This is a genomic window from Streptomyces sp. NPDC000941, assembly GCF_053599555.1.
Map to the genome: position 1 here is coordinate 1 of NZ_JBSFMM010000066.1, position 16,099 is coordinate 16,099.

Here is a 16,099-nt window from a genome sequence, read left to right on the forward strand (position 1 = left end):
CCGCTCAGCGCCTGCCGCGGGACGCGGAGACCCAGGCGGGCGGCTGGGTGCCCGGGGCGGTCGGGGAGCGCAGCGCGGCGCCGAGCTCGGCGCGCTGGCTGATGCTCAACTTGCGGTAGACGCCGGTCAGATGCATCTCCACGGTACGCACCGTGACGAACAGCGACTCCGCTATCTCGCGGTTGCCCGCCCCGGCCGCGGCGAGATTGGCGACCGTACGCTCCATACCGGTCAGCAGATCGACCGGCGAGGTGGTGATCTCCCGCATCCGCCCACCGGAGGCCACCAGCCGCCGCCGGGCCTCCCTGGCGAGCGCGAGCGCCCCGCAGCGCCAGGCGAGGTCGGCGGCGGTCCGCAGATGCTCCCGGGCGCCGCGCGCGTCGTCCGCCTCCAGCAGCGCCCCGCCCAGCAGATACTCGGCCCGGGCGTGCTCGGCCCGGGCGGGCGAGCGGGACAGCAACTCGACCGACTCGGCGAGCAGTTCGACACCCGGGCGCCCCTGGGTGGTCACCCCCCGGGCGAGCGCGGCCAGCCCCAGCGCACGGGAAGTCCCCCAGCGGCGGGCCAGCCCGGCGCCCCACTCGACGAGATCCCCGGCCTCCTCGGGGCGTTTGAGCTCCGCGAGCAGACAGGCCGCCTCGGCCCACCAGGGCGCGAACGCCGGGTTGGTGATCCCCGTCTCCTCCAGGGACCTGCCGCAGTCGAGGAACAGGCCGAGCGCGGTCTCGCCGTCGCCCAGCGCCCACCGGGCCCGTGCCCGCGCCATCAGATACCAGTGGTACTCCATCACGAAGCCGTCCAGGTTCGGCCGGGCGATCCGCTCCAGCAGCGCCTCGGCCCGCTCCGGCTCACCGCGGTCGACGAGCGCGGTGGCCAGCGCCGTCTGCGGCATGGTCACATTGCCGCTCCACCGCTCATCGGCGATGATCTCCACCGCCGTCTGGGCGTCCGCCAGAGCGTCGGGGATCTCGCCCATCGTGTGCAGCATCACGGAACGGGTGGAAAGACCGAGCACATACGTCCACACCGCCGCGTTCTCCTGGCTGTAGCGCAGCGAGAGATCCAACGCCTCCAGCGAGCCCTGGGCGTCGTCGGCGAGGCCGAGGGTGAACGCGGAGAAGATCAGCGGCAGGGTGCCGGTCGCGGCGTCCGACGCCCGCTGCGCACGCCGGGCCTGACGCACCGCCCGCTCCGCCGAGCGGCCGTCCATCGCCGTCAGCACGCTCATCATGGCCAGCGTCTGGCGCTGCGCCGGGGTGTCCCCGGCCGGGGCGGCCATCCGCGCGAAACGGCCGCGGACGGCGGCGATCGTCGCCTTCTCGTCGCACCCGGTGATCAGCAGCACCGACTGGACGAGGGCGCGCAGTTCGCGAGCCGCGAGGTCGGGGTGGGGGTCGGCCCCCAGCTCGTCCTCCAGCGCGTCCAGGACCTCGCCGAGCACCCGTACGGCGGCGGGCGCCTGCTGCACGGTCAGACAGGCGAACCCGAACTGCACGGCGAGGGTCGCCTTCACCCGTACGTCCTCGGCCAGCGCCAGCGCCTCCGCCAGCAGCGCGATGGCCTCGGGCGGGTTGATCTCCGCCAGCGATCTGGCCAGTTGGGCGCGCGCCGACACGCTGTGCGGCTCCGCCTCCAGGACCCGGTACAGATAGCGGACCGCCGCCTCGGGGGCGCCCCGGGTCTCGGCCCCCGCCGCCGCCTCCCGCAGGACCCGCCGCATCCACGGCTGGTCCACCACGGGCACCAGCAGAAGCTGGCCCGCGACCTCCTCGGCGGGCCGCCCCGCGTCGCTGAGCAGCAGGGCCGCCCTGGCCCGCAGCTCGCCCAGCTCCTCGGTCGCGGACGAGTCGAGCACCGCCGAGCGCACCACGTCATGCGCCACGTCCACCCGGTCGGGGGCCACCACCTCGGCGCCCCGCAACACCGCCACCGCCTCCTCGACCAGCGCGACGGGCACCCCGGCCAGCGCCCCGACGTGCTCAGCCTGCTTTGAGTCCACCTCGCCGAGCACCGCGATCGCGGTGGCCACATCACGCACCCAGGGGGCCAGCCGTCCCATCAGAGCGCGTACGGACAGCGCGACCACGCCCTGGCCCACTTCGGCGACCGCGCCCAGGCTCTTCTCGTCCGGCGAGGCCCCCATGGACCGCAGTTCGCTCAGCAGCTTGGCGAGCATCAGGGGGTTGCCCCCGGAGACGGCGGCGGCGCGCTCGACGAAGGCGGTGTCGAGGCCATGGTCGGGCGTCGGGAAGACCCGCCCGACCATCTCCCCGACCCCGTCGTCGGTCAGCGGCTCCAGGCGGATCGCCGTGGAGCGGGACTGGGCCGCGATATCCGCGAGCGCGCCTGGGGCGGCCGGTTCGGCCTCGGTGCGCTGGGCCAGCACCACCAGCAGCGGCAGATCGTCCGCGCGGCGCAGCAGGAAGTCGATCCAGCGCAGCGACCGCTCGTCGCACCAGTGGGCGTCGTCCAGGACCAGCACCAGCGGGCCGCGCGCCGTCAGGTTGACCGTGAGCCAGTAGAGCCCGTGGAGTACGGGATAGACGGTCGCGGCCGTACCCGGCTCCTCCTCGGCGGGGGCGGGCCGCAGGGCGGGCAGCGCACGGCCTGCGCTGCCCTTCAGCAGCGGGGACTCATGAACGCCTCGGTCCCCGGACTCGGCGAGCCCCAAGCTGCCGAACAGGGCCCGTACGCCGCCGTAGCCCGCGTTGGTCACGACCTCGCCGCACCGGCCCTGGAGCACCGTCATGCCCTGGCACGCCCCGCCGTTCACAAAGGCGTGCAGCAAAGTCGTCTTGCCGATACCGGCCGGGCCGGAGAGGATCACAAGACCGGCGCGCCCGGAGCGCGCCGCCTCGGCATGATCCCTCAGCGCCGCCAGTTCATCGGCGCGCCCGATTAAGGTGCCTGGTAACCAGGAGTTGTCGGTCCGGTCCATCACAGTAGCCCCCTCACGCCCCAACTCGCTGCGATAAGCCGGAAAGTGTGCTACTCACTGCGATGGCAAGGCTACACGAGTGATACAAAGGTGATCAACCAATACGACAGTGATTGGTGATGTCCCACGGAATCGGTGTTCGCGCTACAGCGGGTGCGGGCATGTCGAGGCCCGGGGACGGAAGTCGCGGTGGAGGGCACTCACCTTCCGGTCCCCGGGCCGTTTCGGCATCACGGAGTGCGTGTATGCGCTGTAGCGTCCGATGGCATCTCCTTTCGTCGTAGGTCAGATGTCGGCGTGCCGATGTTGGCCGGCGCCGGGACGGACGTGCAGTTCGAACCACACGGTCTTGCCCGTCCCGGTCCGGTGGCTGCCCCATGAGCGGGCCAGCAGATCGATCATGTAGAGGCCTCGGCCACCCTCGTCGTCCTCGCAGGCCTGGCGCGACTGCGGAAGCGTGGGGTCGGCGTCCTCCACCTCACAGCGCATGGTGCCGTCCGCGGGACACAGGCACAGCGTCAGCCGGACCGCCCCGCCGGTATAGCGCAGCGCGTTGGTGACCACCTCACTGACCAGCAGTTCGGCGTCGTCCGCCGATCCCGCGAGCGCCCATACGGCCAGCTGCGACAGGACCAGCCGACGGGCGCTGGGCACCGAGGAGGGGTGGCGCGGCAGCACCCAGGAGATCCCGCGGTCGGCGACACGGGCACCACGCCGCGCCGGGCGGCGGAAGGTGCCTGGCTGCGAGGCCAGGGCCACTGTCGAGGCGTTCATGCGGCCTGGTCCGGACAGCTACGGGGGGCGGGGATGACCCGTCCGTCGGGGAGCAGTTCACCCGTGTCCGCGAAGACCACCACGCCATTGCACAGCAGGCTCCACCCTTGTTCGGGGTGGGTCGCCACGAGACGCGCCGAGTCGTGGTCCGTGGCGTCGGCGGGCGGACAGGGGGGCTGATGATCACACATGGCTGGGGCCTTCGATCTTCCGCCGACTTCCGGCGGAATCCGGAATCGAGACGACCACCAGCATGCGTCCGGGCGGATCTCCCGGGGAGGGGAGAAATCCCCGCATGGGTACCCGATCCGCCGCTGCGGCGCCCGTCCCGGGGGTCGCGGCCCCTGGATGGCCCCTGCGGTCTCCGGGCCCCAGGTCGCCGTTCAGCGGGGAGATCTCCCCACGCGACCCGATGCACCCACCGACGCCGCACCGCGGCCCGGCGGGGCCCGGCAGCCCGGCGGAGCCCGGGCGGGCCCGTGAAGGCGGGGCGCGTCGCACCCTCGCTGCGCGGGCGGCCCCGCGCCGGCTGAGGCCGCGCGACAGCTATGGGGGTGCCGGGCCTGACGGAACCCACCCGCGCCGAGCCGACGGCTCACGTGCCGGTCCAGGCCACGAGATGGCCGCGGGCCTAAGAGCGAGGCGGGATGACGGCTGCCTCGCACCGGGTCGGCTGCTCACACACCGGTCCAGCCCGCGCGACGGCCGCGAGCGCGCGAGCCGCCCCAAGCCAGCGGCTCAGGCACGCCGGGCCGCGCGACGACCGCGAGCGTGCAGGGCCCGACGGAACCACCCCGCCCCAAGCCAGCGGCCCACGCACCAGTCCAGGCCGCGCAACTGCCACGAGGGCGGGCAGGGCAGCCACCCGGCGCCACGGCCCGGCAGCCCAACGGCGCCCGCCGGGCCCCACCCACGCCAAGCCAGCAGCTCACGCGTCGGCCGAAGCCGCCCGACGACCGCGAGCACGCGGAGCACGACGGCACCACCCGGCGCCGCGACAGCGGCTCACGCTCCGGCCGAGGCCGCGCGACGGCCGTGGGGGTGGAGGCGGGGCGGGTCGTGCAGGGCGGTGGCCGCGGCCTCGTCGGCCGTCAGCCGGGCCCCCGCCCGGTACGCGGCGGCGTACGCGCGGGTCCCCAGGTCGGTGCGGAGCCGGGTGGCGACCTCGTCGTGTACGGCGGCCAGGTGCCGGAATCCCGAGGGCGAGGTGCCCATGGAGCTCCACATCGCGTCCGCCGCGCCCATCAGCCGCGCGCCGTGCCCGGGCTGCCCGCCGAAGGCCGCGGTCCAGGCCAGCACCTCGAGGCACAGCGCCATCCCCCACCCGTCGCGCACCACCCAGCGGGTCCGCAGGGCGTCCCGTACCAGCGCGGTCGCCCGCCGCCGGTCGCCGCTGTGCCAGGTGTGCAGACCGAGCGCCCACAGCGCGTACGAGCGGGCCCACTGGGCCCCGGCGGCCTCGCACAGCGCCAGGCACTCTTCGCCGTAGACCGCCGCGCGGGCGTCGCCGGACAGGGCGCAGGCCATGGTCAGCTGGTAGAGGGCGGTCATCATGCCGTTCCGGTCGCGGGCCGCGCGGTGGCCCTCCAGCGCCTTCTCGATGAGGCGGATCGCCCGCGGGAAGTCGCCCTCGTACAGCGCGAGCGCGCCGCGGTGCTGGGTGGCGCGGACCAGGGTGGGCTCGTGCCCGAGCCGCAGGGCCAGCTCCCGGCATTCGTCGAGCCGGGGCAGCGCCGAGGCCGTGTCCCCCTGGAGCGCCGCGAGCCACGCGTCCACCCACAGCGCCGTGCCGCGGGCCACGCTGTCCTCGGGGGCGAGCCACAGCGCCTGTTCGAGCCAGTGGCGGCCCTCGGCGAGGCTGCCGCCGCAGATCCAGTGGGGCCACAGCCCCGCGGCTGTCTCCAGCCCCGCGCGGGCCTCGCCGGGCTCGGCGCAGCAGAACTCCAGGGCCGTACGGAGGTTCGCGAGCTCGCCGCGCAGCCGGGTCAGCCACTCCTCCTGCCGCGCGGTGAGCCACTGCCCCTCGGCCTCGATCACCAGGGCGCGGTACCAGTCGCGGTGGCGCCGCCGCACCGCGGCCACCTGCCCGTATCCGGCCAGCCGCGCCCGGCCGTACCGCCGGATCGTCTCCAGCAGCCGGTAGCGGACCTCGTCGCCGCGCTCCTCCCGCACCAGGATCGACTTGTCGACCAGCCCGGCCAGCAGGTCGAGCACGTCCTCGCGCTCGACGCCGTCGCCGGCGCAGACCTCCTCCGCCGCCGGCAGGCCGAAGTCCCCGGCGAACACCGACACCCGGGCCCACAGGGTCCGCTCGGCCGGGGAGCACAGGTCGAAGCTCCAGTCGACGGCCGCGCCCAGAGTCTCGTGGCGGGCGCGGGTCGCACCGGCTTCCCCCGCTGTGCGCTCCCCCGCTGTGCGCTCCCCCGCTGTGCGCTCCCCCGCCACGGGCTCCAGCCACTGGTCCAGCTGGTCCAGGACCTGATCGGGGCTGAGGGTCCGCAGCCCGACCGCGGCCAGTTCGATGGCCAGCGGGAGGCCGTCGAGCCGCCCGCACAGCAGGGCCACGGCGTCGCCGTTGTGCACGTCGAGGGTGAACGAGGGCGACACCCGCGCCGCGCGGGCCACGAAGAGCTGCACCGCCGGGTAGCGGGCCAGCGTCTGGGGGCTGTGCCGCCGGTGCGGCTCGGGCACGGGCAGCGAGGGCACCCACAGGACCGCCTCCCCCTCCACCCGCAGCGGCTCGCGGCTGGTGACCAGCAGACACAGCCGAGGCGCCCGGCGCAGCAGGCGGTCGGCGAGCAGCGCGCAGGGCTCGATCAGGTGCTCGCAGTTGTCGAGGAGCAGCAGCGCCCGTTTGTCGCGCAGATGGTCGCCCAGCACCTCCACCGCGGACCGGGCGGCCTGGTCGCGCAGCCCCACCGCGCTCGCGACGGTCTGCGGGAGCAGGTCCGGGTCCTCCAGCGCGGCGAGCTCGGCGGTCCACACACCGTCCGGGAAGTCCCCGCGCACCAGGTCGGCCACGCCGAGCGCCAGCCGGCTCTTGCCGACCCCCGCGACGCCGGTGAGGGTGAGCAGCCGCGTACGTCCGAGCAGCCTCCGGGCTTCGGTCACCTCGTTCGCCCGCCCCACCATCCGGCTCAAATGACGCATCAATGCCATTCTCCCCATTTCGCCCCGACCTCATGCAACGTCCCCGGGGCCCTGCACGCCCCGGAAAGCGCCGGGCATAGCCTGGAAGCGTCGGCCCGGTCGCGCGAGGCCCGAGGGCCGGGACTGGTTCGAGGCATCCATGAGCGCGGTGGTATCAGGCACCTCGAACGGTCGGCACACCGGAAGGCTGCCGGCCGAGGTGACGAGCTTTGTGGGACGTCGGCATGAAACGGCCGAGGTCAAGCGGATGCTGTCCGCCTCACGGCTGGTGACCCTGACCGGAGTGGGCGGGGTCGGCAAGACCCGGCTGGCACTACGGGTGGCCGAGGACGCGCGCCGGGCGTTCCCGGACGGGGTGTGGCTGGTCGAGCTGGCCGCGCTGGCCGACCCCGGGCTGCTGGCGCAGAGCGTGAGCGAGGCGCTGGAGCTGCGGGACCACTCCTCCCGGCCCGCGGTCGAGGCCCTGGTCGACCATCTGCGGGACAAACAGGCGCTGATCCTGCTGGACAACTGCGAGCAGCTGGTCGAAGCGTGTGCGCTGCTCACCGGCCGGCTGCTGCGCGAGGCCCCGCGGCTGCGCGTCCTGGTCACCAGCCGGCAGGCGCTGGGCACGGCCGGTGAGCAGACGCTGCCCGTCCCGGCGCTGGCGCTGCCGGACGCCGAGGGCCCCCGGCTGTCCGTCGCGGCCCTGGCGCAGTGCGACGCGGTGCGGCTGTTCGTGGAGCGGGCCGGCGCCATCCTGCCCGGGTTCGCCGTCACCGAGGCCAACCGGGACGCGGTGGAGGGGGTCTGCCGCCGGCTGGACGGCATTCCGCTGGGCATCGAGCTGGCGGCCGTACGGCTGCGGGCGCTGTCCGTACGGCAGCTGCTCGACCGGCTGGACGACCGGTTCCGGCTGCTCACCACGGGCTCGCGGGCGGTCCTGCCCCGCCACCAGACGCTGCGCTCGCTCGTCGACTGGAGCTACGACCTGTGCACCGGCAAGGAGCAGCTGATGTGGGCCCGGATCTCGGTGTTCGCCGGGAGCCTGGACCTGGAGGCGGCCGAGGCGGTGTGCGGCGGGGACGGGATCGACCACGACGAGGTCCTGGACCTGGTGGCCGGCCTGGTGGACAAGTCCGTGCTGATCCGGGAGGACCACCCGGAGGCGGTGCGCTACCGGATGCTGGACACCCTGCGCCACTACGGCCGGGAACGGCTCGCCGCGGCCGGGGAGGAGGCGGAGCGGCTGCGCCGCCACCGGGACTACTACCAGCGGCTGGCGGCCACGGCGCGCGCCGAGCTGTTCGGCCCCTCGCAGGTGCCGTGGTTCACCCGGCTCCAGCAGGAACACGCCAATCTGCGCGCCGCGCTGGAGTACAGCTTCGCCGAGCCAGGGCAGGCGGCGGCCGGGCTCGGTATCGCGACCGATCTCCTCTACCACTGGATCACCAGCTACTACCTCACCGAGGGGCGCGGCTGGCTGGACCGGGGCCTGGTCCTGTGCCCCGAGCCGACCGAGGCGCGCGCCCGCGCGCTGTGGACCGACGGCTGGCTGGCCATCATCCAGTCCGATGTCGACGCGGCCGCCGCCATGCTGGACGAGTGCCGGGAGCTCGGCGCCCGGCTGCGCCAGGAGGCGATCCTCGGCTATGTCGCGCTCTACTCCGGGATGGTCGCCATGTGCCGGGGCGACACCGAGTCCGCGATCGAGCTGTACGAGGAGGCCGTGGCGCGCCATCGCGCCGCCCACGATCCGGTGGGTCTTGCGCTCGCCCTGATCCGGCTCTCCCTGGCGCATTCGTTCCTGGGTGACTCGCCACGCGCCATCGCGGTGGGCGAGGAGTCGCTGGCGGTGTGCGACGCGTACGAGGAGGGCTGGCACCGGGCGTACGCGACGATGGCGCTCGGCGTCGAGGTGTGGCGCCAGGGCGACCACGAGCGCGCGGCCGCCCTGGAGCGGGAGAGCCTGAACTTCAACCGCTCGCTCGACGATCCGCTGGGGGTCGGGGTCAATCTGGAGGTGATGGCCTGGATCTCGGCCGCGCAGAGCCAGTACCAGCGGGCAGCCAGGCTGCTGGGCGCCCTGCGGAACATCTGGCACCACATCGGCGCCCCGCTGTCGGGTTACGGCCACCTCGTCCGCTACCACGAGGGCTGTGAGGCGGACACCCGCCGGTCCCTGGGCAAGCAGGCGTTCCAGGCGGCCGTGAAGGAGGGCGCCCGGCTCTCCTACGACGAGGCGCTGGCCTACGCGCTCCAGGACCAACTGCCCGCCCGGGCCCCGGCCGGGGAGGGTGAGCAGCCCTCTCCGCTGACCCCGCGGGAGACCGAGATCGCACGTCTGGTGGCGCGGGGGCTGAGCAACAAGGAGATCGCGGCCGCGCTGGTGATCGCCCAGCGCACCGCCGAGGGTCATATCGAGCGCATTCTGAGCAAGCTAGGGTTCAATTCCCGGGCTCAGGTGGCAGTCTGGGTAGCCGGACAGAACCGGTCCGAACAGGATGTTGAGGCGGAATGATAACCGCTCACTTGTTCCCTTGTCCCGAACTTCTCAAACACCCCACGAAAATGCTCAGTAGACCAACGTTTGCGGGATCATGCAGCAGGCTCTGGAGACAGAGCAGCAACGGTCGTCTCCGCACGGCCCCGTGACCGAGGAGGTCCTGCTGTGACTGTTGCCGCAGTCGGCAATTCCGGGAATGCCATGGAGCTGTTCCGTGGCACCAACCACAGCCCGTCGTATTTCTCGCTCTCCCGGGCGGGACTGGGACAGGACGTCGTCGACTTCTGCATCCCCTGCAACCCGTACTTCCCCACCCCCGCGATGTTCGCGGTGCTGGCGGTCCGGCTGCGGGACATCCTCACGTACTACCCGAGCTCGGCCGACACCATCACCGCCGAACTGGCCAGCCTGCTCGGGCTGCAGCCGCAGACCATGGCGATGGGCAACGGCTCGACCGAGCTCATCACCTGGATCGACCATCTGCTGGTCAAGGAGAGCCTGGCGGTGCCGATCCCCACCTTCGGCCGGTGGACCGACCAGCCGATGGAGACCGGCAAGCGCGTCGACATGTTCCAGCTCCCGGAGATGGACGGCTTCCGGCTCGACCCGGACGCCTTCGTCTCCTTCGTGAGGTCGCGGGGTTCGCGGGTCGCGGTGATCTGCAACCCCAACAACCCCGACGGCGGACTGCTGCCCCGGCACGCCGTCGTCGCCATGATGGACGCCCTCGCCGATCTCGACCTGGTCGTCATCGACGAGTCCTTCCTGGAGTTCGCCGACTCGGAGGCATATCCGAGTGTCGTGGACGAGGCGGTGCTGCGGCCCAATGTCATTGTGCTGCGCAGCCTCGGTAAGAACTTCGGGCTGCACGGCGTCCGTTTCGGCTATCTGGTGGCCAATCCGGCGCTCGCCATCCAGATACGTTCCCGGTTGCCGAAGTGGAATCTCAACTCCTTCGCCGAGGTCATCGTCTTCATGCTGAAGCGATACCAGCCGGAGTACGCGCAGAGCCTGCGCATGCTCAGCCGCGACCGGCAGGAGATGACCGCCCAACTGGCCAATCTGCCCGGGCTGACGGTCTATCCCTCCCAGGGCAACTTCGTCTTCGTCAAACTCCCGGAGGGCGCGGACGGCGCCCAGGTGCGCGACCGGCTGCTGTCCGAACACGGCGTGCTGGTCCGTGAATGCGGCAACAAGCTGGGCAGCAGCAGCCAGTTCATGCGGCTGGTGGTGCGCTCCCAGCCGGATGTGCAACGACTGCTGACCGGGCTGAGCACGGTGCTGTACGGCACGGCCTGGTACGCCCCGCAGCCCTCCCTCGACCAGCAGCCGTCCTACGCCCTGGAACAGCCCTCGTACGCCCTGCCCCAGCAGCCGTCGTACGCGCTGGAGCAGCCCTCGTACGCCCTGCCCCAGCAGCCGTCGTACGCGCTGGAGCAGCCCTCGTACGCCTCCTACGCCCTGCCACAGCAACCCTCGTACGCGCTGCCGCAACCGCAGACCGAGCTCCAGATGCTGCTCGCGTCCGCGCAGCAGCAACAACAGCAACAGCAACAGCTGCAACCGGCCCTGTACCCCGCCACCCCGCTCCAGACGGCACAGGGCACCTACGGGGGGTACGCGGCGCAGCAGGCGATGCCCGCGGCCTATCCGCAGCCCCAGGCACAGCCCATGGCCGAGCTGACCCCCGCCGCGTACACCCCCGCCGGCCAGATGCCGCTCTACCAGTCCCAGCAGACGACGGGCGCCTACGCCCGGCTGCAAGCCATGCAGCAGGCCCTGCAGCAGGCGCCGCAGTCACTACAGGAGGTGCAGGCGCCGCAACCGAGCGCGCCGCAGCCCGCACAGCCCGCTCGGCCTGTGCAGACGGGTGGCGGCCGGATGACGGTCTACGCGCCGGACCCGGCCGCCGTCGCGGGGGACATGTCGACGGACGACACGCTGATCTACATGCCGGTCGTCACCGACTCCGCCCCCGACCCGGCCCAGGCCGCTCCGGCCGAGGTCACTCCGCCCGCCCCGCTGCCCTTTATGGACAGCGACGACCCGCCCGGCGGGGGCACCATGCGCCGCTATCCGCGGCCCGCCGCGTATCTGCAGACCGACAACGGTTCCTGACGGCGGATACGGGGCTCCGGGGTCCGACCGGCTGGACGGACCCCGGACGGGTGAGGCCCCGGACGGGTGGGGCGCCAGGCGGGTGGGACCCCGGGCGGACCGCGGCCTCTGACGGGGCCGCCGGAACGTTACGGCCCCGGCCGGGCCGGCCAGGTCGGGGAGACTCCGGCGACCACGCACACGGCGATATGCAGCACCAGCGGATGGGTGTAGGGCACGGTGCCCTCGGGCCGGTGGATCAGCCGGGGCGCCTCGGCCACCGGATCCGGCCGCCCCGGCGGCGCGTCGGACACCACCGCGCCGACCGAATACAGAGCTATCGCGGGCCAGTTGAGCCCACAGTCCGAGCGCGGCGGAACGATCCACCACCATCGGCCGACGGCGGAGTAGACACAGCCCGCCCTGGGCAGCAGCTCCATGACCTGACGTCCATGCCGCTCCGGCAGGGCGATGGCGTCGTATCCGGCCTCGGCGAACAGCGTGGGCGGCAGCTCCAGACGCTGCCTGTGGCCGGGCCTGGGCGGCGCCGCGGGAGTTGACGGGATCACGACGCCACTATGCGTAACGCCTCGTGCACTTGGCAAGGGGCACTCTGAAAAGTGCAGAGTCGCAAGTGCAGTGTGTCCGCTCCATTCGGGGCATGACACACTGCGGGCATCAGCTGCGGGAGGTAGAAGTGAGTGAACCGCGGTCCGCCCCGACCGTGGGCCAAGTCGTGCTTGGCAAGCGCCTGCGGGAGCTGCGTGAAAGTGCAGGTCTCAAGCGCGAGCAGGCCGCCAAGGTGCTGCATGTGGCCCCCGCCACCATCCGCAGGATGGAGACCGCCGAGGTCGCCCTGAAGATCCCGTATGTGCGGATGCTGCTGGACGCCTACGGCGTCACCGGCGGCGAGGCCGAGGGGTTCATCACCCTCACCGAGGACGCCAACCGGCCCGGCTGGTGGCAGCGGTTCCACGACATCCTGCCGGACTGGTTCAGCGTGCATGTCAGCCTGGAGGGCGCCGCCGCGGTCATCCGCGCATACGAGCCGCACTTCGTCCCCGGCCTGCTGCAGACCGAGGACTACGCCCGGGCCATCATGCGCACCGGCGCCGTCGGCCAGGTCGACCCCGAGGAGTCCGAGCGGCATGTCGCCCTGCGCATGGAGCGCCAGACGCTGCTCACCCGCGAGGACGCCCCGCATCTGTGGGTGGTGCTGGACGAGACCGTGCTGCGCCGCCCCGTGGGCACCCCCGAGGTCATGCGGGGCCAGATCGACCGATTGCTGACGGCCACCGAGCGGCCCAATGTCACCCTGCAGATAGCGGAGTTCTCCTCGGGACACCACCCAGGCACCTACGGGCCCTTCGTCCTCTTCCGCTTCGCTGTACCCGAACTGCCGGACATGGTCTACGTCGAATACCTGACCGGCGCCGTCTACCTCGACGAACGTGTCGAGGTGGCCTCCCATCTGGAGGTCCTGGACCGCATGGCGGCCCAGGCGGCAACCGCACGACGCACAAAGGAAATCCTCCGCGATTTCCGCAAGGAGCTCTGAATGGATCGCATTTTCAACGGCATGCGCGCGGCCGACCTCGGCACCGAGGGCTGGCACAAGCCGTGGAGCGGCGGCAACGGCGGCAACTGCGTCGAGGCCCGGAAACTGGACGACGGCCGGGTCGCGCTCCGACAGTCCACCGATCCGGAGGGCCCGGCGCTGATCTACACCCGCAGCGAGATCATCGCCTTCATCCAGGGCGCCAAGGCCGGCAAGGCCGACTTCCTGGTCTCCTGACACATCCGCACCCGCGTCCATACCCGCACACCGGCACCACCGCGCCGACCCCCATGGAGCGCACCATGTCAGCAACATCCGGGCCAGAGCCCACCAGAATCGACACCAGCAGGCCCCATCCGGCCCGCGTCTACGACTACATACTCGGCGGCAAGAACAACTACCCCGTCGATGAGCAACTGGCCGTGCAGGTGCTCGACATCGACCCGACCGTCAGAGACTCGGCCAGGATCAACCGCCTGTTCATGCACCGCGCGACCGAGTGGCTGGCCCGCTCAGGCACCCGCCAGTTCCTCGACATCGGCACCGGGATACCCACCGAGCCCAACCTCCACCAGATCGCCCAGCGGATCGCCCCCGACTCCCGCGTGGTCTACACGGACAACGACCCCATCGTGCTGCGCCACGCCGAAGCCCTGCTGCGCAGCACCCCGGAAGGCGCCACCCACTACCTCGAAGCGGATGTGCGCGAGCCCGGGAGAATCATCGAGCTGGCCACCGATGTGCTCGACCTGAGCCGACCGGTCGCCCTCTCCCTCATCTCGCTCATGCACTTCATCCCCGACGAGGACGGCGCCTACGACCTGGTGCACGGTCTGATGGACGCGCTCGCCCCGGGCAGCCATCTGGTGTTCTCGCATGCCACCGCCGACGGCAGCGAGGAGGAGGCGGAGCGGGTCGTGTCCCTGTACCGCCAGGGTGGCGTGACCCTGCGGCCACGCAGCCGGGCGGAGGTGGCGAGGTTCTTCCACGGCCTGGAGCCCGTCGGCCCGGCGCCGGTCCTGGTGTCGCACTGGCGGCCGGGCGCCGAAGAGGAAGAACTCGCCCCCGACGACCCGCCGGTCACCGTCTACGCGGGCCTGGCGCGCAAGCCCTGAGCCAAGGCCGGCGGCGGTCCCGTCTCGTACCGGCAGCGGTCCCCGCTCGTCGGCATCGCCCGCTGCCGCCCCCGCGGCGGCGGGCGAGCGGGCCCGGCCCGGTGTTCGACAGGCGGTCGGCGGCATGCGACGGCGCAGCGTGCGCCCCCTGAGCAGGCGTCCAGCGGCATGGCGTACGCATGGATACGACACATCACGTACGGCGGCGAGCGGCGATGACCGCCGTACGCCGTAGGCGCGGTGCGCTCCCCTGGCAGTGCGAGCCCGGCCGCGGACCCTTACCGCTCACCGGCGGACGGGGCCCTGGATAAAGAGGGACTGGTGCCCTCGGGGGTCCCGGCTGGGCGGCGGGGAGAGTTGATTATTCACAAACCGCCCCGGCGGGCGGTCTGCGGAGGAAGTCGATGTGATTGACATGGTATGCGCGGCGGCACGCCTCCCGCTATACGTGGACCGCCTGATTCTCCGCCAGTTTCCGGGCCCGGGCGGCGATCGCCTTTCGGGAGAAGCGCGACGGTGCGGCGGATCTTCTCCTATCCCGCCGCTCATCCCGGCCCTCGCGAGCGGCATCGTTTTGCGGCTCCGGCCAGTAGCACCGGCTCCGCCCCGCGCCTCGGGCCGGACCTGAGCCTCGCACGGCAGAGCGGATATCGCACGGCCGAGAAGGGACGGTTCACGCACAAGGTCGATTTTACGGCCCTGCCACGTAGCGGCGGGTTCCGCCTCCGCCCCACTCCGTCCCAGCCCCGGCCCGCAGGCCGAACGCCTCACGGTGCGCCGCAAATCCATCCGACCGGGTAAGGAACCCCTCAGTCGACATGCTCCGTCCCACGTCCCGGGCCGGGGCGGAGTCCGCGGATCGAGGATGCGGTAAATCGATACGGATGAGAAGGGGCGCCTCGCCCACGAGGCACCGACGACAGCGATATAAGGACTCACCGCGCAGCCGACGCTCCTCGTCGGCCCGGGGCATGAAGGAGGATCCGTCCCCGGATCGGAGGCGGGAACTCCGCACGGCGCCCCCCAGACGGGACCTCTCGCATCCATACCCCCAGGAAGGAGCGGGTCCGCGGGCGGCCGTCCCGCCCGGCCCCGGCCACGGCGAGACGCCGCCCCAGGCCCCGCACCGGGCCGGTGACCTCCGCTACGACGGGCCGTCCGGGGATACCGCCGGGAAGGGGCGATTCGCGGTCCGCGCCGATAGTCGCCATACGGCCCGCCTCGTACAACAAGCGCCGCTCCAGGGCCTGGCCGTGCGATCGAACCGAGCGCCGGCGAGCGCAAATGCATCCGCCCGGGCACGGAACGGATCATCTTCGTGTCCGGATCTGATATGCCGTGCGCGGCGACTCGATGACGACCTGTCGAAACAAGTGCGACGTCGCTTCGCGTGCGGGGCGTTGCCCGAGGGCTACGGCCGGCTACGGCCATCTACGGCCGGCGCGAACGCGCAGGCCCGGCCGCTACGGCCCGCATGACGCCGCCGTACTTCTTCTCCCGTTCTTCTCTCCCTCTCCTCCTCTCCTTCTCTCTCCCGCTTCTCTTCCTCTTCTGCCCCGCTCTCCGGCGGATGGGTTCTGCCGCCCCACGGCGCTTTTCCCCTCTCCTCCCGGCCGGATCCCCCAGGGCGGGAGCGGGGGACCGGCCCGGCGCGGGGGCCGGCGGATTCCGGGCGGCGGCGGAGTGCCGGGCCCGGTGCCGCCCGATCTCCCTCGTACCACGCGTATTTCGTCCCCCATCGCGGCCTGCGGTGCCGACGGGGTGGGTAAACCAATCCCGAGGATTACCCGGTCCGTCCGCACCGGGAAAGAATCATTTCCCGCCCCCGCCCGGACGCCGCGGGGCTCGGCCCCGTCGCCGGGCCGGGCGCGACGGGGGCCCGCCGCGTCCAGGCCGCCGCCGGCCACGGGCCGAGCCGTGCGCCCCCGGTCCTCCACGCGCCTTGCCGTGCGGTGCTGATGGAGCATCAGCTTCCGCGGGGG

Annotated in this window: 10 protein-coding genes; 5 read left to right on the forward strand and 5 right to left on the reverse strand. The window is 72.4% G+C overall.

Annotated elements, in window-relative coordinates:
- Nucleotides 1–4: 4 nt before the first annotated feature.
- The 4 genes from ACWDSL_RS21940 to ACWDSL_RS21955 all read right to left on the reverse strand — a co-directional run bounded on the left by ACWDSL_RS21940 (nt 5) and on the right by ACWDSL_RS21955 (nt 6,862).
- Complete coding sequence (locus ACWDSL_RS21940) at nt 5–2,938, reverse strand: AAA family ATPase (protein ID WP_450487809.1); 2,934 nt, start codon at nt 2,936–2,938, stop codon at nt 5–7.
- Nucleotides 2,939–3,223: 285 nt separating this feature from the next.
- A complete protein-coding gene (locus ACWDSL_RS21945) occupies nt 3,224–3,712 on the reverse strand; it encodes an ATP-binding protein (protein ID WP_450487811.1) in 489 nt (162 codons plus the stop codon).
- Nucleotides 3,709–3,903 carry a DUF5999 family protein gene (locus ACWDSL_RS21950; RefSeq protein ID WP_450487812.1) on the reverse strand — a complete coding sequence of 65 codons (195 nt, stop codon included), beginning with the start codon at nt 3,901–3,903 and terminating at the stop codon, nt 3,709–3,711. The genes ACWDSL_RS21945 and ACWDSL_RS21950 overlap by 4 nt, the downstream gene beginning before the upstream one ends.
- Before the next feature lie 814 nt (nt 3,904–4,717).
- Nucleotides 4,718–6,862: an ATP-binding protein gene (locus ACWDSL_RS21955; RefSeq protein ID WP_450487813.1), complete on the reverse strand. Its 2,145-nt coding sequence runs from the start codon at nt 6,860–6,862 to the stop codon at nt 4,718–4,720.
- Between the two features lie 211 nt (nt 6,863–7,073).
- Here ACWDSL_RS21955 and ACWDSL_RS21960 point away from each other — a divergent pair, with 211 nt between their 5' ends.
- Both ACWDSL_RS21960 and ACWDSL_RS21965 read left to right on the forward strand, forming a co-directional pair.
- Complete coding sequence (locus ACWDSL_RS21960) at nt 7,074–9,362, forward strand: ATP-binding protein (protein WP_450487815.1); 2,289 nt, start codon at nt 7,074–7,076, stop codon at nt 9,360–9,362.
- Between the two features lie 150 nt (nt 9,363–9,512).
- Nucleotides 9,513–11,465: an aminotransferase class I/II-fold pyridoxal phosphate-dependent enzyme gene (locus ACWDSL_RS21965; RefSeq protein ID WP_450487817.1), complete on the forward strand. Its 1,953-nt coding sequence runs from the start codon at nt 9,513–9,515 to the stop codon at nt 11,463–11,465.
- Nucleotides 11,466–11,593: 128 nt separating this feature from the next.
- Here the strand turns inward: ACWDSL_RS21965 and ACWDSL_RS21970 are convergent, their stop codons facing one another.
- Nucleotides 11,594–12,013, reverse strand: a complete 420-nt coding sequence (locus ACWDSL_RS21970; protein ID WP_450487819.1) for a hypothetical protein — start codon at nt 12,011–12,013, stop codon at nt 11,594–11,596.
- Between the two features lie 128 nt (nt 12,014–12,141).
- Between ACWDSL_RS21970 and ACWDSL_RS21975 the strand changes: the two genes are divergently transcribed.
- From ACWDSL_RS21975 to ACWDSL_RS21985, 3 genes are all read left to right on the forward strand, one after another.
- Nucleotides 12,142–13,002, forward strand: coding sequence for a helix-turn-helix domain-containing protein (locus ACWDSL_RS21975; protein WP_450487821.1), 861 nt, complete (start codon nt 12,142–12,144; stop codon nt 13,000–13,002).
- Nucleotides 13,003–13,239, forward strand: coding sequence for a DUF397 domain-containing protein (locus ACWDSL_RS21980; RefSeq protein ID WP_089508268.1), 237 nt, complete (start codon nt 13,003–13,005; stop codon nt 13,237–13,239).
- 65 nt (nt 13,240–13,304) lie between these two features.
- The gene (locus ACWDSL_RS21985; RefSeq protein WP_450487823.1) at nt 13,305–14,117 is read left to right on the forward strand and encodes an SAM-dependent methyltransferase; all 813 of its coding nucleotides are present in this window, start codon (nt 13,305–13,307) and stop codon (nt 14,115–14,117) included.
- Nucleotides 14,118–16,099 lie beyond the last annotated feature (1,982 nt).

Coding starts and splice junctions, on each gene's coding strand:
- ACWDSL_RS21945 (WP_450487811.1), bottom strand. CDS start 3,712: ATGAACGCCTCGACAGTGGCCCTGGCCTCGCAGCCAGGCACCTTCCGC.
- ACWDSL_RS21980 (WP_089508268.1), top strand. CDS start 13,003: ATGGATCGCATTTTCAACGGCATGCGCGCGGCCGACCTCGGCACCGAG.
- ACWDSL_RS21955 (WP_450487813.1), bottom strand. CDS start 6,862: ATGCGTCATTTGAGCCGGATGGTGGGGCGGGCGAACGAGGTGACCGAA.
- ACWDSL_RS21950 (WP_450487812.1), bottom strand. CDS start 3,903: ATGTGTGATCATCAGCCCCCCTGTCCGCCCGCCGACGCCACGGACCAC.
- ACWDSL_RS21940 (WP_450487809.1), bottom strand. CDS start 2,938: ATGGACCGGACCGACAACTCCTGGTTACCAGGCACCTTAATCGGGCGC.
- ACWDSL_RS21985 (WP_450487823.1), top strand. CDS start 13,305: ATGTCAGCAACATCCGGGCCAGAGCCCACCAGAATCGACACCAGCAGG.